Consider the following 26,144-nt stretch of genomic DNA (forward strand, 5'->3'; position numbering starts at 1 on the left):
GTCGGCAACTCGGCGGGAATCTGAAACATCAGCTCGACGCCATTTTCTTCCGCTTTCAGACCGACCAGATTGGCCAGGTTGTCCATGACGTCCTCGAGCCGGAAATCGATGCGCTCCATGTCGAGCTTGCCGGCCTCGATCTTGGAGAAGTCGAGAATGTCGTTGATGATGCCAAGCAGGCTCTCGGCGCTGCGATGGACTTTCTCGATGTAATTGCGCTGGCGGAGATCGAGTTCGGTTTGCAGCGCCAGGTGCGACATGCCGATGATGGCGTTCATCGGCGTGCGAATCTCATGGCTCATGTTGGCGAGGAAGTCGGACTTGGCCCGGGTGGCTTCCTCAGCCGCGTCCTTGGCAATGCGCAACTCCTGTTCCGCCTGCTTGCGCTGGGTGATGTCGCGAAACACGACCACAGCGCCGAGCCGCTTGCCGTCGCTGATCAGGGGGACGCCGCTGTACTCAACCTGAAAGCAGCTGCCGTCTTTGCGCCACATCACTTCGTCATCGATGCTGCAGGGCTCCCCGTATTGGGTGCAGCGGTGCATCGGGCAGCGCTCGAGCGGATAGGGCATACCGTCGGGCTGGCGATCATGCACCATCGTGTGCATCGGCTTGCCGACCAGCTCGTCGACGCGGTAGCCGAGCATGCGGGCGCCGGCCGGATTGACGAAGCTGGTCATGCCCTCGGCATCGAGGCCGAAGACGCCTTCGGTGACAGACTCCAACAGCAACTCGGCGCGCTTTTCCAGGCGGGCGTTATAGGCGCGCAAGTCCTCTTCATCGAGTCGCCGTTCGATGGCACGGCCGATCTGGCGGGCTAGCTCGTCGATCAGCGTGCGCTCTTCGCGCAGAAATGGCCCTTCATCGCGGTCGGGACAGAGTTCCAAGTAGGCCAGCTCGATGATGCCGGCCTCCTCGCCGCGCACCAGAATCGGGGCCTGCTGCACCCAGGCGGTGGGGCGAAAGCCCGGCGTACTCACGTCGATGTCGCGGTAGCGAATCCGCGCGCGGGAGATGTCCGGATATTGCCAACCCGGCGGCAGCAGCGCCACCGCCTCGGCGAGCAGATCCTTCAGCGACAGCGCGGTGCGCTCGAGCAGGGAGGACATGCTGTAGAGGCAGGTCTGCTCCTTGATACGCTCGCGCAGATCTTGCGCCTGGAGTTCCAGCTCCGCCTCGCGCGCGCGCACCCGCCCATTGAGCTGTCGGTTCCAGATGGTCACCAGCCCGATGATGCCCAACAGGAGCGCCGCACCGCTCCCGCCCCAGAGCGCAACCTGTTGCCACTCCAGTCCCAACTCGACCTGGAGATTGATCCAGCGATTCTTGATCGCCACCCGCGTGCGGTCATCGATGGTTGCCAGGGCCTTGTCGAGGATCGGCAACAGCTCCGGCCAGTCCTTGCGCACTCCCATGGCCAGCTCGAACTCGTACTCGGTGGGCGCGGCAATCTTCAGATCGCGCAGCTGGAGACGGTCCATCTCGTAGCTGGCCGCGGCCAAATTCAGCAGCCCCGCGTCCACGTCACCACCCTCGATCGCTTCCAGCACCTGGCCGACGGAATCGAAGGGGGCGACGCGTACCTCGGGATAATCCCGCAGCAGGCCCTCGTGAGTGACATACTCTCGGACCACCCCGACCCTGCGCCCCTCGAGGTCCTTGATCCCGCTCAGGTAGTCGCTGGCGCGGCGCGTCACCAGCACGGCCGGGAAAGAAAGATAAGGCTGGGTGAAGTTCATGAACGCACGGCGTTCGGCCGTGGGAGTGACCATGGGCATGACGTCCACGTCACCTGCCTTGATGGCCTCGAGGGCCTGGTGCCAGGTAGCTTGCCCGCCAGGAACCATCTCAATGCCCAGCCGGTTCGAGACCTCTTCGGCGAAACCGGCCGAAATGCCGCTGAAGCGACCCGCATTGTCGACGAACTCAAAGGGCGGCCAGGCCGGATCCAGCCCCAGTCGGATCACTGGATGGCTCTGTAGCCATTGTTCCTCGGCGGGGTCCAGATCAATGCGCGCTTCCGCGTCCACCTCCTGCTTGACCCAGGCGGCGAGAATCTCATTCATGCCTTTCTCGCCAAAGGCGCGCAGCGCCTTCTGCAGAATGTCGCGCAAACGGCTATTGCCTTTGGGAACGCCGATCGCCAGCACCGAGCGCCCAATGCCGAGACGCCCATGGATCGTCAGGTTGGCGATCATCTCATGCTGGAGCAGGTAAGCCGCCACCGCCCGATTGCCGGCATAGGCGTCGACATCGCCACGCGCAACGGCATCCAGCGCCGCCGCGGAGTCCGGGTATTCGACAATCTCAATCTCTGGATTCAGGGTCTTCAAGCTTTCGGCGTCGAAGAAACCGCGCTCGAGCGCCAGGCGCTTGCCTTTCAGATCCGCTTCCGACGCCAGGTAGGGTGCGTCCCGGGGGGCAACGATCACATAGGGGATGCTGAGATAAGGGGCGGTAAACTCGAACTGCTCACGGCGGGACGCCGTGGGCGTGATGTCCATGATGGCGTCGAGCTTTCCCGCCAGCACATCCTGATAGATCTGCGACCAGGGGCCGGACACCAGCTCGACCTGCCCTTTGAGCTGCGCATTGAGCTTATCGACGAGATCCTTGCCAATGCCGCTTGGTTGTCCGTAGAAATCGACGAAACTGATCGGTGGCCAGTTGTCCATCGCCCCGATCCGAATGCGGCCCTTGTCGCGAACGAACTCGGCCAGCCATTCCAGATCGGCCGCATCCGGCCCAACGGCTTCGCTTTGAGCCGGGATAGGCGCACTCATCACCAGCAGCAAGAGGCCCCAGAAGAGTCCCAGTCCCCATCTGAGTCCCAGTCGTCGTGCGCATCTTTCGATCATCTGCGTGGTTCCGCTTTGCGGGTTGAGCGGGTTGCGGGGACCACAAGCCGATCCTGGCGGCTTGAATGCCAGCCCCAGCGGATTGGCGAATGCGGCCAACAATGCCGTCGCAGCATGGCGCGAGCCATGGGGCTACTCGGAGGGTTCAGAATGCGCGGGCTCGGCGAACGTCTCCTTGATCTTCAGGACCTCGGGCAGAAGCGCGAGGAAGATCTCGACCAGCTCCGGGTCGAAGTGGCTTCCCGCTTCCTCCTCGATCAAGCCGACCGCCCGCTCGACGGACCAGGCCTTCTTGTAAGGCCTTTCGGTCGTCAGGGCGTCGAACACATCGGCGATCGCGATGATGCGACCGTGCAACGGAATCCCGGTTCCGCCAAGGCCCCTCGGATAACCGCTGCCGTTCCATTTCTCGTGATGCGTGAGCGCAATCTCAGCGGCCATGTGCATCAACTCGGAGCCGTGCCGACCCAGGATGTCGGCACCAAACTCGGGGTGCCTGCGCATCAGCGCCCATTCCTGCTCGTCGAGCTTGCCGGGCTTGAGCAGCACCCGGTCCGGGATGCCGATCTTGCCGATGTCGTGCATGGGCGCGGCATTGAACACCAGCTCGGACCAGTCGTCGCCACGCTCCACCACCGCGGCGATCAGCCGCGAGTAATGACTCATGCGAATAACGTGCAGACCGGTCTCGTTGTCCTTGAACTCGGCCGCGCGCCCGAGACGGCGAATGATCTCCATGCGCGTATCCATCAGCTCCTCGGTGCGCTCGCGTACCTTCTGCTCGAGGAGCTGGTTCTGGTTGAACAGCGCCAGATGGGTTCTCACGCGCGCCAGCACCAGGCTGGGACTGATGGGTTTGGTGATGTAATCCACGGCGCCCAACTCCAGGCCCTTGCGCTCGTCCGCCTCCTGGTTCTTGGCCGTGATGAAGATCACCGGGATCTTGGCGGTCGCTGGATTGGCCTTGAGCTGGCGACAGACCTCATAGCCATCCATGCCCGGCATCATGATGTCGAGCAGCACCATCTTGAGCTGGGTTTCCTTGGTCGCGATCCGCAGCGCCTGCTCGCCATTCACGGCGGCCTTGATCTTGTAACGATCGCGCAGCACCCCGCGGAGCACATCGATGTTGTCGGGGGTATCGTCGACGACCAAGATGACAGCCTGCTCTTCCGCGCCCGGCGAGTCGCGCGGTCCCCCGCCATCAATCTCGCCCTCAGGTTCACCCGGCGGGCGTGCGTCCGCGGCCGCGTCGCGGTTGGATGTTGGCGCGCCGGACAATCCGGGCGTCATGTCGAACACCACAGACAGCGTCTCCATCAGCCGGTCTTCCTCGATTGGCTTGGTCAGGTAACCGATGGCACCGACGTCCACCCCCTTGAGTTGATCGTCCGGGCTGACCTTGCCGCTGAGGAAAACGACCGGGATATGACGCATGCTGGCGTCGCTCTTGAGCTGACGACAGACCTCGTACCCATCCACGCCAGGCATCATGATGTCGAGCAGCACCAAGTCCGGCGGCGGTTGCTTGGCCGCGATTCGCAGCGCCTGATCCCCGCTGGTCGCGGCCTTGACCTTGAACCGCTCTTTCAGCAGCCCTTTGATCAAATCGATGTTGGCCGGACTGTCGTCGACGACGAGGATCGTCTTCTCGATCATCATTAAGAGATCCCGATGTTCTGTTGGGTTGTGGGGGGCAGATCCGTCCGGACCCAGGCTGACGGACAGGGTCACGTCACCGCCCGCGACCTCATAGCAGCAAGGCAGCGCTAAAGATCGCGCTTCATTGAAGGCTGAGCCCTCTAAGAAGCCCCGCCGGAGGACGGAAGGGCCTCGAAGAGGGATCGCTCGGGGCGTGATTAGCGCAGGCGAAGCCGAGGCGCCGCCAGCATCAGCATCAGCAGACTCAGAAGCGCCAGCCCCCAAGTTGACAGCGCGGGAACCGCCACGGCGCCACCAGGACTCGCGAGCCGGAAGTTGACGGTGGCATTTTGGTTCCGCTGAATGTTGCTTAGGACGCACTGGGCGTTGCCGCCGGCACTGGCGCAGTCGCCGCTCCAAGCGCCGACGCGATAGCCTTGGTCCGGATTGGCAGTGCAGGTACTGCCGCCGCCCACCCTGACGCTGGCGGGCGTGCAACTGACCGCGCCATGACCACCGACGACCGTGGCCGTCACGCTGTAGGTGGCGGGCGCCATCAGCGCGAAGGCGACTGTCGAGGTCTGGTCGCTCTGGATGTTGGCGAGGTTGCACTGCGCGTTCTGACCGGCGAGCAGGCAGGCGCCGTCCCAATGCGCGACCTGATAGCCCGCCTCGGGGACGGCGGTGCAGCTGCTGGCGCCGCCCGCGGCGACGCTGGCGGGGGTGCAACTGACGGTGCCGTGACCGCCCACCACCGTGGCGCTGACGGCGAAGTGGTTCACCGGCAAGGCGACGAAGCTGACCGTGGAGAGGGCGTCTTTCTCAATCTTGGTCAGGTAGCATTGGGGATTGTGCGGGGCTGTGCCGGCGCAGGCGCCGCTCCAGAGCTCGACCTGATAGCCAGCCTCGGGCACGGCGGTACAGGTGCTGGCGTCGTATTTGGTGACGCTGCTCGGCGTACAGCTCACCGTGCCATGACCCCCGCTGACGGTGGCGCTGACGCTGTGGCTGGCCGGCAACCTGGGCGCGAAGCTGACCGTCGCGACCTGGTCGGACTTGATCTTGGTCAGGTAGCAGGCGGCGTTGCTGCCCCAGGCGGCGCAGGCGCCGCCCCAACTTTGCACCTGGTCGCCGGTGCCGGGGATGGCGGTACAGGTGCTGCTGCCACCGGCCGTGACCGTGGCGGGCGTACAACTGACCGCACCCTGGCCGAGCGCGACGCTGGCGGTGACGCTGTAGCTGCCGAGCGGGATCGGGGCGAAGCTGACCGTGGGGGTCTGATCGGCCTGGATGTTGGTCAGGGCGCAATGCACATTGCTGCCGGCGCCCGCGCAGGCACCGGTCCAACCGGCGACCTGATCGCCGGGGGCTGGGATGGCGGTGCAACTGCTGCTGCCGCCCTGCGGGACCGGACTCGGACTACAACTCACCGTGCCATTGCCGGCGGCGACGCTGGCGCTGACGCTGAAGCTCGGAACGGCGAGCGCGACGAAGCTGACCGTGGCGCTCTGGTCGCTCTGGATGCCGGTGAGGTCGCACTGTGCGGCGCTGCCGGCGCCCGCGCAGGCGCCGCTCCAGCTCGCGACCTGGTAGCCCGCGTCGGGCACGGCGGTGCAACGGCTGGCGCCGCCGGCCGTGACCGTGCCAGGGATGCAGCTCACGGACCCCTGCCCGCCGCTGACCGTGGCGCTGACGCTGTAGGTGGCGGGCGGCAGCAGCGCGAAACTGACGGTGGCCGCCTGATCGGCCTTGATCTTGCTCAGGTAGCACTGGGCGTTGCTGCCCCAGGCGGCACAGGCGCCGCCCCAGTGCTGCACCTGATAACCGGTATCGGGGGTGGCGGTGCAGGTACTGCTGCCTCCGCTCGCGACCGTGGCGGGCGTACAACTGACCGCGCCGTGCCCCAGGATGGCGGTGGCGCTGACGCTGTAGCTGTTGGCCGCGATGGCGCTGAAGCTGACGGTGGAGACGGCGTCCTTCTGGAGCTTGCCGAGATAGCACTGGGCGTTGGTGCCGGCACTGGCGCAGGCCCCGGTCCAAGCGGCGACCTGGTAGCCCACGTCGGGGACGGCGGTGCAGCTGCTGCTGTCGCCCTTGTTCACGCTGGCGGGGGCGCAACTGACCGTGCCGTTGCCGCCGCTGACCGTGGCCGTGACGCTGTAGGTCGGCAGCGACAGCGCTTGGAAGCTGACCGTCGAGACCTGGTCGGCCTGGATGTTGGTCAGGTCGCACTGCCCGGCGCTGCCCGCGCCGGCGCAGGCGCCGCTCCAGCTCTGGACCGCGAAGCCGGCATGGGGGACGGCGTAGCAGACGCTGCTCTGACCGGCCAGGACCGTATTGGGCAGACAGCTGACGGAGCCGTTGGCGTCGGTGGCCGTGGCCGTGACGCTGTAGCTGTTGGTCGGGATCAACTCGAAGCTGACGGCGGCGACCTGGTCGGCTTGGATCTTCGTGAGCGTGCACTGCGCATTGCTGCCCGCCGCGGCACAGGCACCGCTCCAGCTTTGCACCTGGAAGCCGGCATAGGGAACGGCGTAGCAGGTGCTGTTGCCGCCGGCCAGGACACTATTAGGCAGACAGCTGACGGTCCCATAATTTCCGCCCACGACCGTGGCCGTGACGCTGTAGCTGTTGGTCGGGATCAGTTCAAAGCTGACCGTGGCGACCTGGTTGGCCTGGATGTTGGTCAGGGTGCACTGGGCGTTGCTGGCGGCGGACGCACAGGCGCCGCCCCAACTCTGGACCTGGAAGCCGGCATAGGGAACGGCGTAGCAAGCGCTGTTTCCGCCGGCCAAGACACTATTGGGCAGACAGCTGACGACCCCATAATTTCCGCCCACGACCGTGGCGCTGACGCTGTAGGTGCTCGACGGAATCGGCACGAAGCTGACGGTGGCGGTCTGGTCAGCCTGGATGTTGCTCAGGGCGCACTGGGCGTTGCTGCCGGCGCTCGCGCAATCCCCACTCCACTGCAGCACCTGGTAGCCAGACGCCGGGACCGCCGTGCAGGTGCTGCTGCCTCCGGCTGTGACCGTGTTTGGGGTGCAGCTGACCGTGCCACTGCCGCTCGCGACCGTGGCGGTGATCATCAGCGGTGTCGCGCCGAAGCCATCCACGATGACCTCGTCGGGCGAACTGGAACTGTTGGAGCGAACCTCGACGGTGCTCACCACATGACCGACGCCGAGGGCAGTGAAGGTGACCTCGAAACTGCAGCTGCCACCCGGATTCACGGTGGTGCCGGTGCAGCTATCGTTCTGCACTAAGAAACCCGACCCCTGGGCGCTCACCGAGGCGATGTCGAGGGCGATGCCGCTGTTGTCGGTGACGGTCACGGTCTGCGGCGCTGAGGTGTCGCCAACCGGGACATTGCCGAAGGACAGGCTGGCGGGGGTGACGTAGTCGACCGGGTCGCCGCCGCGCCCGGACAGCGCGACGCTGAGCACTTGGCCGCTGTTGTAGGGGATCTCGAGCGTGCCGGTATCGGCGCCCGCCTGGAAGGGGTCGAAGGTGACGCTGATCTGACAGGTCCCCTGACCGGCCAAGGTGGTTCCGGAGCAGGCGTCGGTGTCGATGGCGAACTGCTGCGGGGTCAGGGTCCCGGTGACGCTGGCAGTTCCGATCTGGGCATCCTGACCGGCAGCGCCGATGTTGGTGACGGTGACGCTTAGGGTGGACGGGCTGGTCTGGGTGCCAAAGGCGAGGTTGGTCGGCGCCGCCGTCAGGGTCGCCGGCTGCAGGCCGTTGCCGGACAGCGCGACGCTGGCCGAGGGGTAGCCACTGGCGCCGGGGATGGTGAGGGTGCCGGTGCTCGTGCCGGTCGTGGTGGGGTTGAAGGTGACGTAGACGACGCAGAGTGAGCCGGCTTGTGGAGTTGGCGGGAGAGTCGCGCCAGAGCAGGTGTCGGATTGCACGGCGAAGTCGCCTCTGGCGCTGAGCTGCCCGAGCGGCAGGCTGCGTATCGGGCTCGCGTTCTTGACAACCACGAACTGCCGCGCACTGGTGGTGCCGACGGGGACATCGCCAAAGTCGAGACTGGTCGTGTTGGGCAGCGGCGCCGGCGGCTCAACGCCGACACCGATCAGATTGACGTTGTCCGGCGAGGTGGCGCCGTTGGACTCCATGGTGAAGAGGCTGGCGCGGGCATTGAGCGCGCTCGGCGTGAAACGGATGGTGACCAGGCATTGGCTACCGACAGGCACGGACTGCGGGTAGGTGTCGCCGCAGCTGTTGTTGGTGAGCTTGAAGTCGCCGCCCTTGACCTTGAGCGCGGTGACGGTGAGCGGGCCGGAGCCGCCACTGTTGTCGATGGTGATGGTGTCGGTCTTGCTGGCGCCGAGTTCGACCTTGCCGAAGTCGAGGTTGGTGTTGGGGCTCAGTTGGGCGCCAGAGACGCCGGTGCCGGCCCCGGTGAGCGTCACCGGGTAGCTCTGCGGAGTGCCGTTCTCGGAGGTGGTGTAGGTGATGTCGAGCTGGGCGTTATCGACGCCGACTTGGCCCACGGTATAGCGCACGGTCACGGTGCAGGCGTTGCGGTTACTGCCACCGGTGAGCGCTCCGCTGGTGCAGTCCTCGCTGAGCACGCTGTACTCGCCGAGCGTGTCGCCGCTGATGGAGACGGCACTGATGTCGACGGTGGTGGAGATGGAGCCGGTGCTGTTCTCGAAGGTGACGCTGCGGTCGATGGTCGTGCCGATGGAGCCGGAGCCGAAGTCGAGTGCGCTGGCCGAACTCGAGAGGCTCGGCGCGGCGTATACACACGCAGGGTTTACGAGATAGGTCCTTGAAGGCTGCGGGTTGAGCCGGCTCTTCACCAGCACATCGCACTCGGTGACTGCGTTGCGCAAGACGGCGACAGTCTCACTCACACCGGTGATGCCAGCGAGCCCGGAGATGTCGGTGAGCTGGGGGTTCGCGAAGACGTTGACTTCGCGGAGTGTCCCGCTCGCGCCACTGAGTCCGTCCAGATTCTGAAGGGCGGGGTTTTTTTCGACGCTCAGATCGCCCCCGATGGACGCCAGGCTGGAGAACGCATCTACATTCTGTAGGTTATCGCACTCGTTGATGAAGAGTTCGTCGGCGATGGACGTCAGGTTGTCGAGCCCGGCCAGGTTGGTCAGCCCGTCCATGTCGCGAATCCGCAGGCTGTCGAGGGCGGTGACCGACAACAGGTCCGTGAGCGTCGTCACGCTGGACATGCTCTGGAGGATCAGCTTGCGAAAGCTGCCGCCGGCGAGCCCCGCCAGCGGGTTGGCGCCGCCGAGTCCGGTCATGCCTGTCAGGTTGACGTTGTTGATGTCCCGAATCGGCGCGAGTTCGGCGGGCGAAATCCCCGCCAGACCATCCAGCGAGATCCTGTCGAGGTCCGGGAACGCCGACGAGGTGATCGCGCTGAGGTCGGGAAGCGCCGCATCGGCCAACCTGAGGCTTGCGGCGTTCGGCATCGCCGGCAGGGCGACGAGGTTCGAGATACCTTGCAGGAAAACCGTCCCTTGTGCCTGCGACGTGAGCCGCTTCAGCGTGTCCAGTTGCGCTGGCTGATTGGTGTCGAGGGCAACCTGACTCAGCGAGAGAGACCGTGACGGAACCGGCAGGCTGTCCCACTCGGCCGGATCCGTCAGTGGAAACCCGATGACTTTCAGCTCCTCAATGGAGTCATTGGCGATGTTCCAGGCGGGGAGCTGGGTGATCTCGTCCGATGTGAGCGAGAGCGTCGTGTAGCAATCTGCGGGATCTAAAGCCGGCTGGCAATTCCTGGGTCCGATGCTGGTGAGACTCGCCAAGCCGCTGATATCGGTGAGCTGGTCGGGCTGGCCTGGGATGTCCGCCTTGACACTCAGTGACCCGACGTGGGCCACGTTGACGAGGCCGTCGAGGCTGGTCGGCGCGCCGATGTTCGAAAAGGACAGCAGCAGCTCCCCGTCCACCCGGGTCAGCTGATCCAGCGGCAGATAGAGGATCGTCTCACCGCGTCTTATCGAGATCTCGAGATCGCCCGCCACGGTTGTGCATGGAAAGCTGTCGACGGCCGCTTGGGTATTCAGCTCCAGCGTCAGCGTCGGGTCCGCGCAGTCGGCCTGCGTGAAAGGCGGCCCCTTCCTGGCGGCCTGCGCGCCGGTTGAGAGCAGTAGTGCGAGCAGCGCGAGCACGGCGGCCAATCTGAAGGCGTAAGGACTCATTTTCATGGCTTGGTTCATCGTGACTCACTGACCCATTTCGACGGCATAGATGAGGGTTGAAATGCGGACCACACACATGGACGCCGACAATTTATAGAATGCGCTCATGGCAAAAATGGTCTGATATTAACAACTGAATTCGCGCTGAGGTATCAGGAAACTCCTGTCAGGAAATTCCTGACAGGAGGCGCTGGAGTTTGGGACGATGCGAGCCTTGACGCTTTGATGTCTCCGGCCTCTCCGGCTCCGAATCTTGCTGATCCGTCAGGCATCCAACCGCGACAATGACTGGTGGCAACTGCCAGATCTAGAATGATGTGCGTTCATCTGCGCTGGATCGAAGTCCCAGCCGGCATAGCATCCACAGTATGCCGAGATTGATGCTGGGCGCCGCGGCCGCGAGCCAAGGCCAGAGCGGCTCCGGGAGCAGGTCGATCATCCAATTCCACGGCATGCCGAGCGGGATGAGTGAGACGCCCGAAAGTGGATCGCGCACCTGGCCGAAGAATCCGAAGGTGCCGACGACAAAGACGGTGAGCGCCAGCAGGTACAGAACTCCGAATACAACCGGCATCAGCCTGCACAGCCGTCGCCGACTCCTGGTCCGTTTCACTCATCAACCTCCGTCGCATCCGGTCATTTAACTTCAAGCCGAATATCGCGCGACGAGCTTGGCTCCAGTCTCAAGCCGATGAGCGGCGCGACATTGGTCGGTGCGTCGAAGATGACGAGCCGACCCTTGATAAAGACTTGCGTCGACCTCCCCGCCCTGGCATCCGCGACAAACCCCCGAAGCAGTTCATCGCGACCCCGGTCATTGGGAACATGCACCGGGAAGGACTGCCCCGTCGCATCCTTTTCGCGGGCCTTGAGGTTGAACCGCCAAGTGGTCGGCGTTGGACCCTCGCCGCTCCACCAATCGCCGAGAATCGCCCTGGCGCCCGCGTCGCCATAGAGGTTGCCGTGGTCGACGAATCCCCAGACCCCGATCTCCCGTCCAGCGACCTGACTTATCACGCGTGCGTTCCTGGCGAAGCCGTCCCGGCTGAGCGAGGCGGCGGATACGTCGTCACCGATCCTGTCTTGGCAACCGAGCAGCGCCGTCCCCATGGCGAGGACGATCAGGCCTATACCGCATCTGGCTCGCGAGGCGTCATGTCGCCTGATCGGCTCGTGGTCGATTTTTCTCGCGGTCAATCACGGTATCCTTGTCAGGCGCCGAAGGTAACGGCTGAATTCCTCCACATTCTCATTGCTCTGCGTCTCCTCGCGCCGACCTCCTATCCACCAGCAATGAAGGCATACAGGAGCGCGCTATTCGCGGCGCCCACCAGGGTCAGGACGAGGAGCCAGGTGAAGACTGGCTCCCAGTCCAATGGCAACGCACGGCCCAACCTCGCCACTGACAGGAGCAGGGTCGCGGTTCCAAAGACCAGTCCTATCAAGGCGCCGTCGCACAACACCCGCAAGCCACGGTGGGGCCAGCGGGCGGCATGCCAGTCGACATAGGTCGGCACCCGCCGGTAGACCAACAGAGCAGCCACCAGATCGAGCAGCACCAGCCACGCGAAGCCGAGCGGCGGTGGATGGTCGGCGCCCAGGTAGAGGACGCAAAGCCAGACCAGAAAGAAACCGGCGGCGAGTGGCCAGGCGGGCCGGCTGAGCCTCACGCCTGATCTGGTCCCGTGGCGATCACCTTGAGACGGTGTCCCGTGGTGTGCTCCAGGACCGGAGCATCGGTCACCAGCGCGGTCGTGCCAGGCCCGAGGAGCGCCAGCAGACGCTCGTGGAATGCACGCGGGGTGTGAATCCGCCCGAGCGGATCCTGGTCCTTGGCTGGATCATGCGACGCGCTCGTGCCGGCATGGCCGGGCAGACTGACGGCCGTCCAGCGGGTGTGTCCGGTCGCGGCGGTCGAGAGCAGGCTGTAGGCGTGCGTCCCCAGGTTTCGGGAACCGCCCTCGACATGGATGCGCGCACGGCCGATCTCGACCCCGTCGCGCAGCAGGATCAGACGCTGATCGGCGCTGCTGACGATCAGGGTGAGCGGGCCGAAGGGCGCCTTGTCCGGTTCGAGTCGCCAGTCCTCGGCGAAGCCCAGGGTGCGCGCATCGTCCGGCGCGCCGGTGATGGCGTCGACCGGGGAGAGTACGGCGGGATGCACGACCTCGCGCGGCGCCGTGGCCTCATTGGCGATCACGACCGTGGTGCCCTTGTGGGTGATAGCGAACAGCCGCTCGGCGAAGGCACTCGGCAGGTGCACGCAGCCGTGCGAGGAGGGATAGCCAGGCAGGCCGCCGGCATGCAGGGCCACGCCGTCCCAGGTGAGACGCTCCGAGAACGGCATGGGTGCATTGTTGTAGGTCTTGGAGTGATGATCGCGATCTTTGTTCAGGATGGTGAAGACGCCGGTCGGCGTCTGGTGACCGGATTTGCCGCTGCTGATGGTCGAGACACCGACCCGCACGCCGTTGCGATAGACGTAGGCCCGTTGCTCGGGCAGGCTTACCACGACCACCAGCGGCCCTTCCGGCTCCAGCCGGCTCTCCCAGATGAATTCGCCAGGGGCGAGTGCCTCTACGGGCGTCTCGGCCGGGGCGGATTCGTGCGCGCCCCAGAAGGGTGTGGCCAGCACCTCGAGCGCCAAGGCGCTGGCAATCAGGAAAAAGAGTGAAAAACGGATCGATGTCGGCATCATGGTCAGCGCCTATTTCAGTCAAGACGATGGGCATCGCGCGTTCGCTCTGCCCATCCTGCAATCGGGACAGAATTTGCGGTGTAGCTACTGCACGACGGTGAGTTCCTGTACCGCGCCGTCGCTGGAGACGAGACATTTCCAGCGCTCGGTCTGCGACCCGCCGCGCACGCCGACCGCGTCCACCATGACCACTGAATTGGCCTGCGAGAACTCGGAGCTGGCTACCTTCACCGTGCCGACGTTACCGCCGTAATTGCCGTTTACCGCGCTCATGCAGGCGCTCTCGGCGCCGCTGCTGGCCTGGCGCATGGCACTGCCGGCACCGGAATCATAGGTGCCGCCGTCGGAGACGCAGGCGGCGAGGCTGGTGGCCGCGGCGACAATTAGGAGGGGGCGAAAGGGACTTGTCATGGATGGTTTCCTGTTGTGGGTTGAGTATCAAACCGCGCCTTGCGCGGTTTGCGGGTTTTTCTTGGTTAGAGCGGCCCTTTCAGCAAGACGACGGTCAGAGTCGGCGCGGTCACGCGCTGAACGTCGAGGGTCAAGCCTCGTTAGCGGTCCTTCAGCTCATTGATCCGCGACTTGTACTCGGCCTTGATGCAGCCGTGCTTGTCATCGGCCTTCCAGCAGTCGTTGCGCCCCTTCACCCAGCCACGCTGTTCGGTCTTGAGCGCGCCCTGCTGGCTCGCCGGGGTGTGCTTCATCAGGGTGGCGTAGAGTTCCGCAAGGCTCTGGTCCAGGGCGGCAAGGTCGGCGTCCTTGCAGATGAGCTGCTCGACCTCGTGGGTGGCCTTGGCACAGTCGAAGCTAGGGTGAGCCGCGTTGGCCAGCGGCGAGAACAGCGGTGCGGCCAGGCAGCTGGCGGCGAGCAGGGTCAGGGTGCTCTTGGTCATCGAGATGTTCTCCGGGAGTGAATGTTGATGGTGCTGCCCAAGGTTTCGCCGGCAGCCGATGGAACCTGAATCGGGGCCTGATGGCCGTATCCTTCCTGTCTTGATCCAGACTGTTATTGGATGATCATCTCCAGGCGATAATTGGCCACCTCATCGCGGCGCGCGGCGCTGCGCATCAGATAGACGCGAACCTTGTAATCGCCGCTGGCCGGCAGGGTTCCCTCGTACTGATTCCCCGATGTGGAACCAATGAACATCGCCTCGTCGGCCTTGCCGGGGGCGAGAATGTTGAAGTAGTTGGCCGTGTTGTCGGTGGCCATGCTGACGTTCATGGACTGTCCCGCTCTCGCGCCGAGCACATAATCCACGCTGTCGTAGCCCTTCAGGGTGCCCTTCACCGTGGCGCTGCTCGCGCCCTTGTGGAAGTGCACTCGCTCGGTGCGGATGTCGTCTGCCCAGGCCGGCGCGGCGACGAGCAGCAGGATGGCAAGGGTTCGCGCGATCAGTTGCATGCTGCTCACTCCGCGACCGCGAGCGCGAAGTCCGATTGGACTGTGGTGAAGTTCAAATTGAGTCATTGATTGGATAAAATCAGGAAATTCCTGAGCGGTTTAGTCCATCAGAAAGACGAGATAGGTGGTCTCGCCACTGTCTCCACATCGACCGGCCACCAGCAACCCCGACATCGCCGCGCCGTCCCCCAGGTTGAAGACGCGCAGTTCGGTCACCGTCGGGTCGTCGAAGACCGCGGACAAGGCGGCGCGGCCAGCCTCGGCTCCCTCGATGTTGTCCAAGATCATCGGCACCGACTGACGGGCATCGGGGTCGGCGATCCCCCGCAGCTCAGTGTCGATGTCCGGCCTCGCGCTCGGTTCGCGGGCATAGACCGCTCGCCAAGGCCCCATCCAGGCAGCCTCCCCGTAGCGCTGCCACCGCTGGCCCACGAAGGTCCGGTAGGTCGAGAGCGCCGCCTGGGTCAGATCGTCGCCATCCTTCAGCACCTGGCGGAACACGGCACTGCCGAAGCCCGATTGGCTTGGTCCGCCGTAAGCGGCCTCCAGCCGGGTCACCGCGTCCGCCCGCCTCGGGGTTGCGCCGTTCATCGATCAGACTCCGTCAGGTCCGCGCCGCCGTCGCCAACGTCCGGGACGGGGTTGCAAACCCCGTCCCGCCTTGAGACACCCCGTCCGGCATCGCAGCCCGCCTTGGGGTTATCGATTCGCATCACTGCACGACGCTCAGGTCGGCCACCTGTCCCTTGCTCGAGGAGAGGCAACGCCAACGCTCGGTCCTCGACCCGCCGCGGACCCCCACCGCGTCCAGGATCACCTCGGAGTTGGCCTGCGAGAACTCGGAGCGGACCACCTTGATATCCTTGACCCGGCCGCCGTAATTGCTGTTGACCGCGGTCATACAGGCCGTTTCCGCGGCGCTGCTCGCCGGTGGCGGCCTGCCGCTCTCTCCATGGGCGCTCTGTTGGCATTGCGACCTCCGCGCCGCCGAGACGGACTGGTAGCGGCCATCGGCCACCTTGATTCCGACGCACGCCTGGCGCTGGGCGTTCCACCAATACTGGACACCCCGGGTCCTGCTCACATAGGTGTATCCGCGGTTGCCGAGCGCCGTCTCGGCGCCAGCGCCGCGTGCCCCGACGAGATCGGCCAGGTCGCTCGGGGCATTCGCCGAGAGCGACGCTGAGCCCAAAAGCAGGACGAACGCCGCGGCGGCCGCGGTCGATGAGGTGTGCGAGACGGATCCCTTCATCTGTCCTCTCTCTCTTCTTTCTTCTCTTCTTTGTCGGCGTAAGGATACCGAGCGAATTGGCTGCCTAGAATCAGGAGTTTCCTGTCAGGCAATTCCTGACAGGCGTGATCGGTGCCGGGGTATCGCCGGCGGGCCTGCTATCCAGAGGAGGACTTGGTCGGGGCCAGTTCCAACCACGCATCGACGTCCGTTGGCGATAGCGGCGAGCCTGTGACTGGGCCAACCACGCGGGTCGGCCCCGTGTGCCGCCGCCGCGGAGCGAGCAGAACGCCTCGGATCGCGCGACCGCTCACCCAGCGCCAGCTGTCGCGGGCAGCCCCTTGACGACGCGCTCCCAGGCGACCTCCGCACCGGGACAGGCCCGACAGGCCGAGCAACCCTGCAGCTCGGAGACCGCCGGGCGCCCGTAGGCACCCTCTTCCAGCCGATACATGGTCACCACGCGGTCGATTGGATGGACCAGCCAATACTCCTTGACGCCGTGGCGCTCGTAGAGCAGGAGCTTGCGCACCTGATCGTGGCCGGCGGTCGCCGGCGACAGCACCTCAATGATCCAGTCGGGCGCCCCGCGACAGCCCTTGTCATCGAGCTTGGACGGATCGCACACCACGCTGATGTCCGGCTGGACCACCGTCACGATGTCGTCGTCCGCTTCGTCTCCGTCCGGGAGCCGGACATCGAACGGGGCGATATTGACCTCGCAGCCGCTTCCCTCCAACGCATCGGCAACGACTCGGAACAGCTCGCCGACGAGCCGCTGGTGCTGTCGGGTCGGGGCGGGCGCCATGGCGTACGCCACACCCTCGATCAGCTCGAGGCGTTGATCCTCGGGCCATCCGCGGTATTCGCCGTAGGTATGCCGGACTGGGTCGCGCAGGGGACGAGGCATGTCACGAAACTCCCTGGTGTGTTTGGTGCCAGTATAGCGATCCACCCTGAGCTCCTGATCCTGTCGTCCATCAGCACCAACTGGAAGGGCACGGATCCTTGGTCGGCCTGCTGATAGGCCGCAGCGCCTCGGAACCCTTGGCGACCGACGTGGATGCCGGTCCGAACTCGGTAGAATTCGGTGAGGAACGAACCGTATCAATCGCGAAAGATGCGGGACGCCTGCTCATCGCATCCGGCCTTTGCCGCCTCCGCGGATCAATGCCTCCAGGATGACGAAGGTCATGAGCGCGTTGAAGACCGTGACCCCCAGGACCAGACCGGAGGACGGATGCTCAATGATGACCGGGGCCAGGGAGGGGATCACATCGATCTCCGTGCCGACCAGGACCGAGTTGCCCAGGTTGTTGGCCCAATGCAGCCCGATGGCCATCCAGAGTGCGCCCGTGCGGTAGGCGAACCAGGCGTAGAGGAGCGCCGAGACAAGGTAGGGCAATAGGACATACCAGCGTCCGCGGAAAACGGCGATATTGGCGAGGTGCATGGCGGCGAAGAGCAGCGCCGGAACGCCGATGAAGGCGATGGGGGTGGCGGTATACCGGCGCACGAATTGGTGTCGTTGTCGTTGTCGTTGTCGTTCGACGCGACCAACGGCGAGTCAGCTCGACAACGACAACGATCGAAAACGGTATCGGAATTTCCGCACTGGTGCACTAGGGCACTGGACCTAGCGGGTGATGCCGACCACCGCTCAGCGCAACCAACGGTCTTTCGCCACCAGGCCGAGGAGGCTCAGGAAGAGCATGCAGCCGAACAGCCAGACCGCCGCCAGGCCCCAGTGGGTCGTGATGGATGTCCCAGGGTCGGGACGCATGGCTGGCTGGAGCCGCAGCGGCGGAGGCGGCGCTAAAGTGAAATCCAGGCCATCCGCGTGAGCGACGCCGGAACTGGTCGGCGCGACCAAGCGGTCCAGTGACTCGAACCCTTGCTGTAAACCCTGCCCGGCCTCGAAGGACGCGAGGTCGAGGTCTTCGACCATGGCCGCCTGGGCCGGCACGGCGGCACAGGCGAGCAGGGGGGTGGCGAACAGGAGTGAGTGAAGTTTCAATGATGGACGCTGCATGGCTCGACCCCGCGCTGAACATCAGCGCCTCGCTGATGATTGATCGTGATATCGCTGTGTGGGCTCGGGCGCGTCTGGCGTGACAGGCCGCGCCTCTTCACCCTCCAGCCCGGGTCGGGCGGAACGCGCGAGCGGTTCGGCGCTTTCGCCGGTCAATCCGCGTCGCGATGTTGCCGGCCAGACTCGACAGCAACACGGCGATAGACGCAACTCCCCGGCGATACTTTGCCCGCGGCCCCCTCTGGCGCTCAATATTCACACCTGCGAGACGAACCGAAAAAGTTGGGGACGGGGCACATGCCCGCCCCCCCAACGCGAGAGCGGTTCCGTCATTTCGCCGGTCAGACTCGACACCCCACAGAGATCGCAACCTGCGTTGTGCAACGCCGGCGTGCCTCCCAGGCGGTGACATGGCGGAGCGCCCTCTCGGGCACCCGCCTCTACGGCCCATGATCCGGCTCGCTTGACCCGGCGCAATGACACTGCCCCGATCGACGTGATAGGGGTATTGCTCTTGTTCACCTTGAAAAATCAGCAGCTTCCTGTCGGGATATTCCTGACAGCCGAGACCGGACCCCGGACCGATGCCGACTGAGCCAACCGCTTGCCGCCCAACGACAGGCCGCGCGCCGCGAGCCGGATGGGCCTTACTGGGTCTGCTGCTGACCGCCCCCTGCCCCTTCGGCCCCGCGCGCGCCGACGAACTCCTGGACCTCCCCTTCGACGACCTCCTGCAGGTCGAGGTCGCCTCCGCCGGCAAACGCGACGAGCAAATCCGCAACATCCCCGCGAGCGTCAGCATCCTGACCCGCGAGGAGATCGCCCGTTACGGTTATGTCACCCTGGAGGACCTGCTGCGCAACGTCCCGGGCTTCTTCATCCTCGACAACACCGAGGACCGCTTCATCGGCAACCGGGGCACGGTCGGCGGCGGGGTGCAGTTCCTGGTCAACGGCATCCCGCAGCACCCCTCGCGCCAGAAGGGGCTCTCGGTGCCTGAGATCGCGCGACTGAACATCCCGGTCGAGTCCATCGACCGCATCGAGGTGATCCGAGGCCCGATGTCGGTGATCTACGGCAACAATGCCTTTCTCGGCGTGATCAACATCGTCACCAATTCACTCGCCACGTCCGGTCCGCGCGCCTCGGTCAGCGCGGGCAGCCGCGACAGCGGGCAGTTGTTCGCGCGCCTGGGGGGACGCGCGCGGGACGGGTTCCTGGTGCTCAACGCCGGCGGCTGGCGTACCGACGGACTGGGCGGCGACTATGCCGACATGATGAGTCCCGCGCAGCTCGCGGCCCTGGATCCGGCCATGCATCGCGACCTGGACGGCGATCTCTGGCAGCGGCGCGGGAGCCTGGACCTGTCGGCGGGCTGGCGCGGTTTCAGCACCGACGTCCGCTACAGCGAGATGGACTATGGTATCTATGCCCTCACCCCCCCCTTTGACCAAGGCAGCGCATTGCGTCTCAAGACCCTGCATGCCGCGCTGGGCTATGCCTACCGCTTCAGCGACAACCTGGGACTGCGTCTCACCGGCATCCACAGCCAGGAAACCTACGATGCCTATCGTTTAGATTTGCTCTTTGCCGGTCTCGAGGGGAGCCAGCGCCAGCACGCGCGCCGCTGGGAGCTGGAGTTCGATCTGCACTGGCAGCCGGACGAACGGCTGAGCATGCTCTTCGGCTATCGCTGGCGGTTGCTCGATCACCTCGACAACCGGCCTCAGACTCCTCCCATCATCGTGCGTGACATTCAGAGCGATGCCCTTGACCAACAAGATCTGTTCACCGAGATCGGCTATGACCTGACCAAGTCGCTACGCTTGGTGGGCGGCGCGCGGCTGACGCAACTCCCGGAGGCCTATCGTTTCACCCAATACAACGCACTGGACGGGACGCTGACCGAGACCGCGCTGCCGACCAGCGACCGCAATCTGATCAACGGGCGCGTCGCCGCGCTCTGGAGCCTGGACTCAAGCCAGGTACTCAAGCTTATCTGGGGCAACGCCGCCCAGGATGTAGATAGCACCCGGATCAGCGACCCCGAGCGCATCGAGACGGTCGAGCTGAACTATGTGCGGACCGCGCCGCGCTGGACCCTGAGCGCAAGCCTGTTCCAGAACCGCACCTCCAGCATCGTTCGCACCATCCAGACCCTGGACCCCGCCACGGGCGCCTATGGGATCGGCTACGACAACTCCGGACTCTGGCTCACGCGCGGCCTGGAGTGGACCACCGAGCTGCGGCCATGGCCGGGCGTGAATCTGAGTCTCGACGCCACCTGGCAGCAGACCGATGACCGGCGCTCCGACCTGGAGCCTGGCTACTCGCCGGCGCTGCTGGTCAAGCTCAAGGCCGATTATCGGCGTGGCGATTTCATCTATGCCGCCTATGCCCATTATGTCGACGCCATGGAGTCCGACTGGGATTTCGTCACCGGCCCGATCGCGGGCGTGATCGAGCGCCTCGGCGAGCGCGTGCCCGCCACCTGGAATCTGGGACTGAATCTGCGTTGGGAGCCGAGCGGCCAGGGGGTCTACGCGGCGCTCAACGTCTCCAACCTGCTGAATACCGAGATCCGCTATCCGGCCAGCGAGCTGACCAACCTCGCGCGGGGCCTGATCGGTCCCGGCCGCATCCTGACGGCCACCCTCGGCTACGCCTTCTGAGAGTCCATGTCGAGCCAGCCGCTGGATGGCCTGTTGCGCCGGGCGCTGATTCGGTGCCTGCTCTCGATGCTGATGGTGCTGTCCGCGCCGCCGGCGGTCGCGGAGACGGCGGTCGAGCCGCTCAAGGTGGCCTATCTTTATAATTTCACCCGCTTCATCGATTGGCCCGACCCGGCTCCCGGCTCGCCTTTCGTGATCGCGGTGCTCGACGATGCGCCACTGGCCGAGGCGCTGCGCGCGCTGGAGCGCGAACACCGGCGAGCCGAGGACCGGTCGATCGCGATCCGGGAGATCTCGGCGACGGACCGGATCGGCGACTGCCAGATCCTCTTCGTCGGCGCGGCGGCCCAGGATCGGCTCCCGAGTCTCTTGGCCGCCGTTGCCAACAAACCCATCCTGCTGGTCGGCGATAGCCCCGGACTGGCGCGACGTGGGATCGCGATCAATTTCTTCCTGAAGCCGGACATCCTCGGCGAGGGGCAGCGGCTGCGCTTCGAGATGAACCCGGCCGCGCTCGCCGGGCGCGGACTCAAGGTCTCCTCGCAGCTCTACGATGTAGCGAGGGTGCTGCCGTGAGCCGAAAACGCGCACGCTCCATCCGCACCCGTCTGCTGCTGGCGCTCATGTCGATGACCCTCATCACCCTGACGATCGCCACGGGTCTCTCGGCGCTCATGGATCTCAAGCTGTTCCAGGACCATGTTCTCCGCGATCTCCGGGTCCTGGCGGCGGTAATCGGGGACAGTTGCGTGTCGACACTGGTGTTCGACAGCCCCGAGACCGCGGAGCGTTATCTGGCGACGCTCGCGCGCGAATATCAGATCCAGGAGGCGATCCTCGAAGATGCCGACGGCCTCCCCTTCGCGCGTTGGTCGCGCGATCGCGCGGCGGAACCTGACGCCGCGCCCGCGCCTTCGCCAACCGAGCCGCCGCCGCCCTGGCTGGGCGCCTACCAGGTCGAGATCGCCCAGCCACTGAGTTTCGACGGCCATCCCATCGGTCGGCTCGTCCTGCGTGCCCAACTCGACGAGCTACAGCACCAGCTCCGGCAATATGCCCTGTTCGGTGGTCTCCTGGCCCTGCTGACGCTGGGGGTGGCCTTCGTGGCGGCCCTGCGGCTGCAACGACGCATCGCACATCCTATCCTGAATCTGGCCGCCAAGACGCGCGAGATCACGGCGCAGCGGAACGTCACCCTGCGGGTCGCGGAGATCGATTCCGGCGACGAGATCGCGACACTGGTGCACGACTTCAATCTGATGCTCGGGCGTATCGAGGAACGCGAGGAGGCACTGCGTCGGCACGCGGAGGCGCTGAGCGAGGCGAATGCAAAACTGCGCCGACTCGCGATGGACCTCTCCCTGTTGGAGGCGGCCGAGAAGCAGCGCTTGGCGGGCCAACTGCATGACAGCCCGATGCAGAAACTGGCGCTGGCACAACTGCAAATCGCCGCCGGCGCCAAGGCTGGCGGTGCGGATGAGGAGTCGTGTCAGCAGTTGGCGGCGGGGCTGGCGCTGATGCGTGAGGCGATCGGTGAACTGCGTTCACTGCAATTCGAACTCAGCCCACCCATCCTGTATCAGAAGGGGTTGGCCGCCGCGCTCGACTGGCTGGCCTCCAACACCGAGGAACGCTGGGGGATTCGCATGATCTGCACGATCGACAGCCCCCAACCCGATCCAGGCCGGGATGCGTCCGTGATCCTCTTCCAATGCGCCCGCGAGCTGGTGTACAACCTGATCAAGCATTCCGGGGCGAGCCAGGGCGCCATTCGGTTGATGGCGGATCGCGAGGGGTTTGCGATCAGCGTCGAGGACAACGGCTGCGGTCTCGCGGACGATGCACCCGCGATCCCGGCGCAAGATCGCTCGGGCTATGGTCTTTACAGCGTGCGTGAACGCCTGGGACTGCTCGGCGGCACATTGGAGCTGATGCCCATGGATCCCGGCACGCGGGCACGCATCGGCTTGCCGCGCGGTGCCTTTGCCGACGACACGGCGAGGGCAGCCGAGGGGCAACAGCATCGCAGCCAGGAGTTCGAGAGATGCCAGCAGATCAAGAGACAAGGTTGACGCTGATCCTCTGTGATGACCACGCACTCTTTCGCGAGGGGCTATCGCTCCTGCTGGGCCAACAGCGAGGCTGGCAGGTGCTGGCGGAGGCCGCGAACGGGGCCGAGGCCGTGCGACTGGCGGGCGAATTGCAGCCGGACATCGCCATTCTGGATGTGGCGATGCCGACGATGAGCGGTATCGAGGCGGCCCACGCGATTCGCGAGATCTCAAGGGGGACGCGCATCGTGGCGCTGTCGATGTACAGCGACGCCCATTATCGACGTCTCATGAGCGAGGCCGGCGCGGCCGCCTATGTGCTGAAGAACGAGGCAAGCGCCGAGCTGGTCGAGGCCATTCATGCGGTCTTGCGCGGTGAAATCTATGTCAGCCCTTTGATCGAGCGGTCGTTGACGCCAGATCCCCAAGATCACGCGGAACGCGACTTGAACCTGCTGAGCGAGCGCGAACTCGCGGTACTGCGCCTGATGGTGGAAGGCGTGCGTACCAAGGAGATCGCGGAAGCACTCGGTATCAGCGCCAAGACCGTCGAGACCTACCGCGCCCGCATGATGCAGAAGCTCGGGGTCGACAGCCTGGCGGGACTCATCAAGCTCGCATTCCGGACAGGGCTTACGCCACTGAATTAAACCGCGCCAAGCGTGAGAAAGGTCGTTGGCGCCCAGCCCGCCAAGGGCGACTCCAAGATGCGCGTCTAACTCATTCGGTCCGCTCGCCATGAAGGCACAAAAATGCGGCCGCGACCGAGCACATCCAAAGTTGATTCATGGCTCACAAGTTTCGTACTTTCGGCGTGACTGGTCGTCGTTTTGTCACCTGAAATCTCGCATAGATGCTTCATGCTGCTACAATTCCGACCACGCCTTCACATTGATGTAGCACTGAGACAATGGCATCCGGCATGGCCAAGAGCGAGCTTTCCACCCAGTCACGCATCGCCTCGATTGGGAAGCTCAACTACCTCGACTTCTATGGTCTGAGCGCCCCGCCTTTCCGCAACAACTCAGAAGTTGAACAGCCCTATCTCAGTGACGCATTGGGCACGGCCCTCGCCCAGATCGAGGCAGTTTTGGCAGGCGCCCAGGGCGGTGCACTCGTCGTCAATGGCGCGCCAGGATCCGGTAAGACGACCCTAGTCAACCACGTGATCGACCGACTCGACGACGCTATCCGCATCGTCAAAATCAACCGCACCATGCTCGCAGAGAACGATTTTCTGCAAATCCTGCTGCATGGCCTCGACCTCGATCCGGAGGGCCTCGACAAGAGACTCATGATCGAAAGCTTCCTTGAGGCGGTGGATGCAGAGAATGCAGCTGGCCGGCCTCTCGTTCTCGTGATCGACGAGGCGCAAAACCTCAAACCAGAGATCCTCAAGCTGCTCCCAAGCCTGTTTCAGCAGGAAGATGCTGAGGGACGGGCGACACTGCGCCACCTATTCGTCGTGCTGATTGGACAGGATGGCTTCGAGCACACGCTCGCTCATTCAGGTCTCGAGAAGGTGCAACGCCTGGTCCTCTTCCAGACCTATCTGCGCCCGCTCGCACAGGCCGACACCAGCGCCTATATCGACTACCAAATTTTCCACGTCGCCCAGGCGGAGCGCAATCCATTCAGTGAGCGCGCCATGTCGCGCATCCACATGCTAACGGGCGGTAGCATTCGGCTCATCAATACGCTCTGCGACTTCGTCCTCTTCAATGCCTGCCTGGGTCAAATCCGTCGCATCACACCCGAACTGGTGCAGACAACATTCAACGCCCTGCAATGGGAAACTCCGCGCAACCCTGCTCGGAATGGCTCCGACCAGACCAATGGCGAGTCACAGAGGTCCCGCCTCATCCTTGAGTTCAACCGCGATCTCGAGCTACCTATCGACAAGGAAACCATCACCATCGGCCGCTCAAGTGACAATGACATCTGCATTCGGGACCTCCGGGTGAGCCGCTACCACGCGAAGCTGAGCCAAACCGAACAGGGACTCAGGATCGAGGATCTCAAGAGTACCAACGGCGTCTACGTCAACAACGAGCGCGTGCAGAGCAGAGTGCTTGCAGATGGTGACGCCATCGCCATCGATCAGAATCGCATGCGACTCATCCTCGCCGGCGCTGCCAAGAAAAGCGCCTAATTCGCCCCGTCAGCAGATTGAGCATCGGCCTCAGCGCGCTGGTGGATGGGCACCCCTTCCAGGATCTCCCAGTCCGGATGCAGTCAGCGCCATTCGCATGGGCTGGAAGACGCATCCGGACCATCGAGGATGTTGAGCAGTGTAGACTTACACACCCAAGGGACCGAGCAGCACAAGCAGCTCACCCGAAGAGAGGTCGACGTCCAACCCGCGCAGGGCCTGAACGCTCACCTCTCCGATCGCATAGACCCGAGTCAGGCCGCGCGTCCGAAAGATCGGCGCTTGGGGTGCGTGGCGAGCACTGATGCGGTGTGGGTCTGGCAGACTCGTCATGGATGCCCGCGGCGACGAAGACTCGGCGCGGGCGTCTTTTCGTAGCAACACCGCCGCAGAAACAGTCGGCGATCACCAGAAGAGAAGACGATTCGCAATGACGAATGACACCAATGTCACCTGGCACGAGCATCAGGTATCGAGATCGCTCAGGGAGTCGATGAAGGGCCACAAGGGCTGCGTCATCTGGTTCACCGGTCTGAGTGGATCAGGAAAGAGCACGGTTGCCAACACCCTGGACCACAAGCTCCACCAGATGGGTCTTCACAGCGCCGTGCTCGACGGCGACAATGTGCGCCACGCCCTCAACGCCGGCCCGGGGATGCTCAAGGGAGCCCACAGCGATGATTTTGCCGAGCGCTTCGGACTCGGCTTCACGGCCATGGATCGCGAGGAGAACATCCGGCGCATCGGCGCCGTCGCCCACCTCTTCTCGCAAGCCGGCATCATTGCGCTGACGGCCTTCATCAGCCCCTATCGGCAGGACCGGGACCGCGTTCGCCGCACCATGGACGCCGGCGAGTTCATCGAGATCTTCGTCGATACCCCCCTGGAGGTGTGCGAGAGCCGCGACCCCAAGGGCTTGTACAAGAAGGCGCGTGCCGGCGAGATCAAGAATTTCACTGGCATCGACGATCCCTACGAGGCCCCATCCGCACCCGAGCTGGTGCTGCAGGCCGCAGAGAAGACCCCGGACGCCCTCGCCGACGAGGTCATTCACTACTTGAAGACGCAGGGCATCATCGGCGCCAAGGCTTAGGCGCAATACCGTTCAATGGCACAGCACAATGCTCTCCTCGAAGGGTTGGGTCGGTTGAGGAGGATGTCGGTGGTGCGCCCGCTTCTTGGGCCATTTGCTCATCTTTTGTTTGATGACGCGGGGATTGATCCG

22 protein-coding genes are annotated in these 26,144 nt (G+C 64.6%); 6 read left to right on the forward strand and 16 right to left on the reverse strand.

The genetic code is table 11. The features are described 5' to 3' along the window. The 15 genes from G3480_RS17255 to G3480_RS17325 form a co-directional block, all read right to left on the reverse strand. Positions 1–2,858: transporter substrate-binding domain-containing protein (locus G3480_RS17255; protein ID WP_164655133.1), on the reverse strand; the 2,858-nt coding region annotated here is incomplete at its 3' end. 132 nt (positions 2,859–2,990) lie between these two features. Then, entirely contained in the window at positions 2,991–4,520 is a 1,530-nt protein-coding gene (locus tag G3480_RS17260) for a response regulator (protein ID WP_164655134.1), read from the reverse strand. 197 nt (positions 4,521–4,717) lie between these two features. Then, positions 4,718–10,684: an IPTL-CTERM sorting domain-containing protein gene (locus G3480_RS29010; protein ID WP_164655135.1), complete on the reverse strand. Its 5,967-nt coding sequence runs from the start codon at positions 10,682–10,684 to the stop codon at positions 4,718–4,720. A gap of 301 nt (positions 10,685–10,985) precedes the next feature. Next, positions 10,986–11,291 carry a hypothetical protein gene (locus G3480_RS17270; RefSeq protein ID WP_206171765.1) on the reverse strand — a complete coding sequence of 102 codons (306 nt, stop codon included), beginning with the start codon at positions 11,289–11,291 and terminating at the stop codon, positions 10,986–10,988. 23 nt (positions 11,292–11,314) lie between these two features. Next, entirely contained in the window at positions 11,315–11,875 is a 561-nt protein-coding gene (locus tag G3480_RS17275) for a hypothetical protein (protein ID WP_164655136.1), read from the reverse strand. An 83-nt stretch (positions 11,876–11,958) separates the two neighbouring features. Then, positions 11,959–12,348 (reverse strand): hypothetical protein, encoded by a 390-nt coding sequence (locus G3480_RS17280; protein ID WP_164655137.1) that lies wholly within the window; start codon positions 12,346–12,348, stop codon positions 11,959–11,961. Continuing rightward, the gene (locus tag G3480_RS17285; protein WP_164655138.1) at positions 12,345–13,376 is read right to left on the reverse strand and encodes a L,D-transpeptidase; all 1,032 of its coding nucleotides are present in this window, start codon (positions 13,374–13,376) and stop codon (positions 12,345–12,347) included. Before G3480_RS17285 ends, G3480_RS17280 begins: the two co-directional genes overlap by 4 nt. 84 nt (positions 13,377–13,460) lie before the next feature. Beyond that, complete coding sequence (locus G3480_RS17290; RefSeq protein ID WP_164655139.1) at positions 13,461–13,787, reverse strand: hypothetical protein; 327 nt, start codon at positions 13,785–13,787, stop codon at positions 13,461–13,463. A 140-nt stretch (positions 13,788–13,927) separates the two neighbouring features. Then, positions 13,928–14,269 (reverse strand): lysozyme inhibitor LprI family protein, encoded by a 342-nt coding sequence (locus G3480_RS17295; RefSeq protein WP_164655140.1) that lies wholly within the window; start codon positions 14,267–14,269, stop codon positions 13,928–13,930. Between the two features lie 113 nt (positions 14,270–14,382). Next, the gene (locus G3480_RS17300) at positions 14,383–14,781 is read right to left on the reverse strand and encodes a DNA breaking-rejoining protein (RefSeq protein ID WP_164655141.1); all 399 of its coding nucleotides are present in this window, start codon (positions 14,779–14,781) and stop codon (positions 14,383–14,385) included. A gap of 99 nt (positions 14,782–14,880) precedes the next feature. Continuing rightward, positions 14,881–15,372 (reverse strand): hypothetical protein, encoded by a 492-nt coding sequence (locus tag G3480_RS17305; protein WP_206171766.1) that lies wholly within the window; start codon positions 15,370–15,372, stop codon positions 14,881–14,883. 121 nt (positions 15,373–15,493) lie between these two features. Then, the gene (locus tag G3480_RS17310) at positions 15,494–16,033 is read right to left on the reverse strand and encodes a hypothetical protein (protein ID WP_164655142.1); all 540 of its coding nucleotides are present in this window, start codon (positions 16,031–16,033) and stop codon (positions 15,494–15,496) included. A 289-nt stretch (positions 16,034–16,322) separates the two neighbouring features. Beyond that, complete coding sequence (locus G3480_RS17315; protein ID WP_420824627.1) at positions 16,323–16,967, reverse strand: Uma2 family endonuclease; 645 nt, start codon at positions 16,965–16,967, stop codon at positions 16,323–16,325. A gap of 180 nt (positions 16,968–17,147) precedes the next feature. Beyond that, on the reverse strand, positions 17,148–17,528 hold the full coding sequence (locus G3480_RS17320) for a CPBP family glutamic-type intramembrane protease (protein ID WP_164655143.1): 381 nt from the start codon (positions 17,526–17,528) through the stop codon (positions 17,148–17,150). A gap of 144 nt (positions 17,529–17,672) precedes the next feature. Then, a complete protein-coding gene (locus G3480_RS17325) occupies positions 17,673–18,029 on the reverse strand; it encodes a hypothetical protein (RefSeq protein ID WP_164655144.1) in 357 nt (118 codons plus the stop codon). Positions 18,030–18,628: 599 nt separating this feature from the next. Between G3480_RS17325 and G3480_RS17330 the strand changes: the two genes are divergently transcribed. From G3480_RS17330 to G3480_RS17350, 5 genes are all read left to right on the forward strand, one after another. Further along, positions 18,629–20,716 carry a TonB-dependent receptor plug domain-containing protein gene (locus G3480_RS17330; RefSeq protein WP_164655145.1) on the forward strand — a complete coding sequence of 696 codons (2,088 nt, stop codon included), beginning with the start codon at positions 18,629–18,631 and terminating at the stop codon, positions 20,714–20,716. 6 nt (positions 20,717–20,722) lie between these two features. Continuing rightward, entirely contained in the window at positions 20,723–21,292 is a 570-nt protein-coding gene (locus G3480_RS17335; RefSeq protein WP_164655146.1) for a YfiR family protein, read from the forward strand. Continuing rightward, positions 21,289–22,788, forward strand: a complete 1,500-nt coding sequence (locus G3480_RS17340; protein WP_164655147.1) for a CHASE sensor domain-containing protein — start codon at positions 21,289–21,291, stop codon at positions 22,786–22,788. Before G3480_RS17335 ends, G3480_RS17340 begins: the two co-directional genes overlap by 4 nt. Beyond that, positions 22,761–23,417, forward strand: a complete 657-nt coding sequence (locus G3480_RS17345; RefSeq protein ID WP_164655148.1) for a response regulator — start codon at positions 22,761–22,763, stop codon at positions 23,415–23,417. Before G3480_RS17340 ends, G3480_RS17345 begins: the two co-directional genes overlap by 28 nt. Positions 23,418–23,689: 272 nt before the next feature. Then, complete coding sequence (locus G3480_RS17350; protein ID WP_164655149.1) at positions 23,690–24,919, forward strand: FHA domain-containing protein; 1,230 nt, start codon at positions 23,690–23,692, stop codon at positions 24,917–24,919. A gap of 147 nt (positions 24,920–25,066) precedes the next feature. On the opposite strand, the gene G3480_RS17355 is transcribed toward G3480_RS17350, so the two are convergent. Next, the gene (locus G3480_RS17355; protein ID WP_164655150.1) at positions 25,067–25,252 is read right to left on the reverse strand and encodes a hypothetical protein; all 186 of its coding nucleotides are present in this window, start codon (positions 25,250–25,252) and stop codon (positions 25,067–25,069) included. Positions 25,253–25,349: 97 nt separating this feature from the next. On the opposite strand from G3480_RS17355, the gene cysC reads away from it, so the two are divergent. Continuing rightward, positions 25,350–26,012: an adenylyl-sulfate kinase gene (gene cysC, locus G3480_RS17360; protein WP_164655151.1), complete on the forward strand. Its 663-nt coding sequence runs from the start codon at positions 25,350–25,352 to the stop codon at positions 26,010–26,012. The last annotated feature ends 132 nt before the right edge of the window (positions 26,013–26,144 follow it).

The organism is Thiorhodococcus mannitoliphagus, assembly GCF_010915725.1.
GTDB classification, from domain to species: Bacteria; Pseudomonadota; Gammaproteobacteria; order Chromatiales; family Chromatiaceae; genus Thiorhodococcus; species Thiorhodococcus mannitoliphagus.

Bases quoted from the DNA above. Each gene is read 5' to 3' on its own strand.
- G3480_RS17260 (WP_164655134.1), bottom strand. From the start codon at position 4,520: ATGATGATCGAGAAGACGATCCTCGTCGTCGACGACAGTCCGGCCAAC.
- G3480_RS29010 (WP_164655135.1), bottom strand. From the start codon at position 10,684: ATGAAAATGAGTCCTTACGCCTTCAGATTGGCCGCCGTGCTCGCGCTG.
- G3480_RS17285 (WP_164655138.1), bottom strand. From the start codon at position 13,376: ATGATGCCGACATCGATCCGTTTTTCACTCTTTTTCCTGATTGCCAGC.
- G3480_RS17290 (WP_164655139.1), bottom strand. From the start codon at position 13,787: ATGACAAGTCCCTTTCGCCCCCTCCTAATTGTCGCCGCGGCCACCAGC.
- G3480_RS17295 (WP_164655140.1), bottom strand. From the start codon at position 14,269: ATGACCAAGAGCACCCTGACCCTGCTCGCCGCCAGCTGCCTGGCCGCA.
- G3480_RS17300 (WP_164655141.1), bottom strand. From the start codon at position 14,781: ATGCAACTGATCGCGCGAACCCTTGCCATCCTGCTGCTCGTCGCCGCG.
- G3480_RS17305 (WP_206171766.1), bottom strand. From the start codon at position 15,372: ATGAACGGCGCAACCCCGAGGCGGGCGGACGCGGTGACCCGGCTGGAG.
- G3480_RS17310 (WP_164655142.1), bottom strand. From the start codon at position 16,033: ATGAAGGGATCCGTCTCGCACACCTCATCGACCGCGGCCGCCGCGGCG.
- G3480_RS17330 (WP_164655145.1), top strand. From the start codon at position 18,629: ATGCCGACTGAGCCAACCGCTTGCCGCCCAACGACAGGCCGCGCGCCG.
- G3480_RS17335 (WP_164655146.1), top strand. From the start codon at position 20,723: ATGTCGAGCCAGCCGCTGGATGGCCTGTTGCGCCGGGCGCTGATTCGG.
- G3480_RS17345 (WP_164655148.1), top strand. From the start codon at position 22,761: ATGCCAGCAGATCAAGAGACAAGGTTGACGCTGATCCTCTGTGATGAC.
- G3480_RS17350 (WP_164655149.1), top strand. From the start codon at position 23,690: ATGGCCAAGAGCGAGCTTTCCACCCAGTCACGCATCGCCTCGATTGGG.
- G3480_RS17355 (WP_164655150.1), bottom strand. From the start codon at position 25,252: ATGACGAGTCTGCCAGACCCACACCGCATCAGTGCTCGCCACGCACCC.
- cysC (WP_164655151.1), top strand. From the start codon at position 25,350: ATGACGAATGACACCAATGTCACCTGGCACGAGCATCAGGTATCGAGA.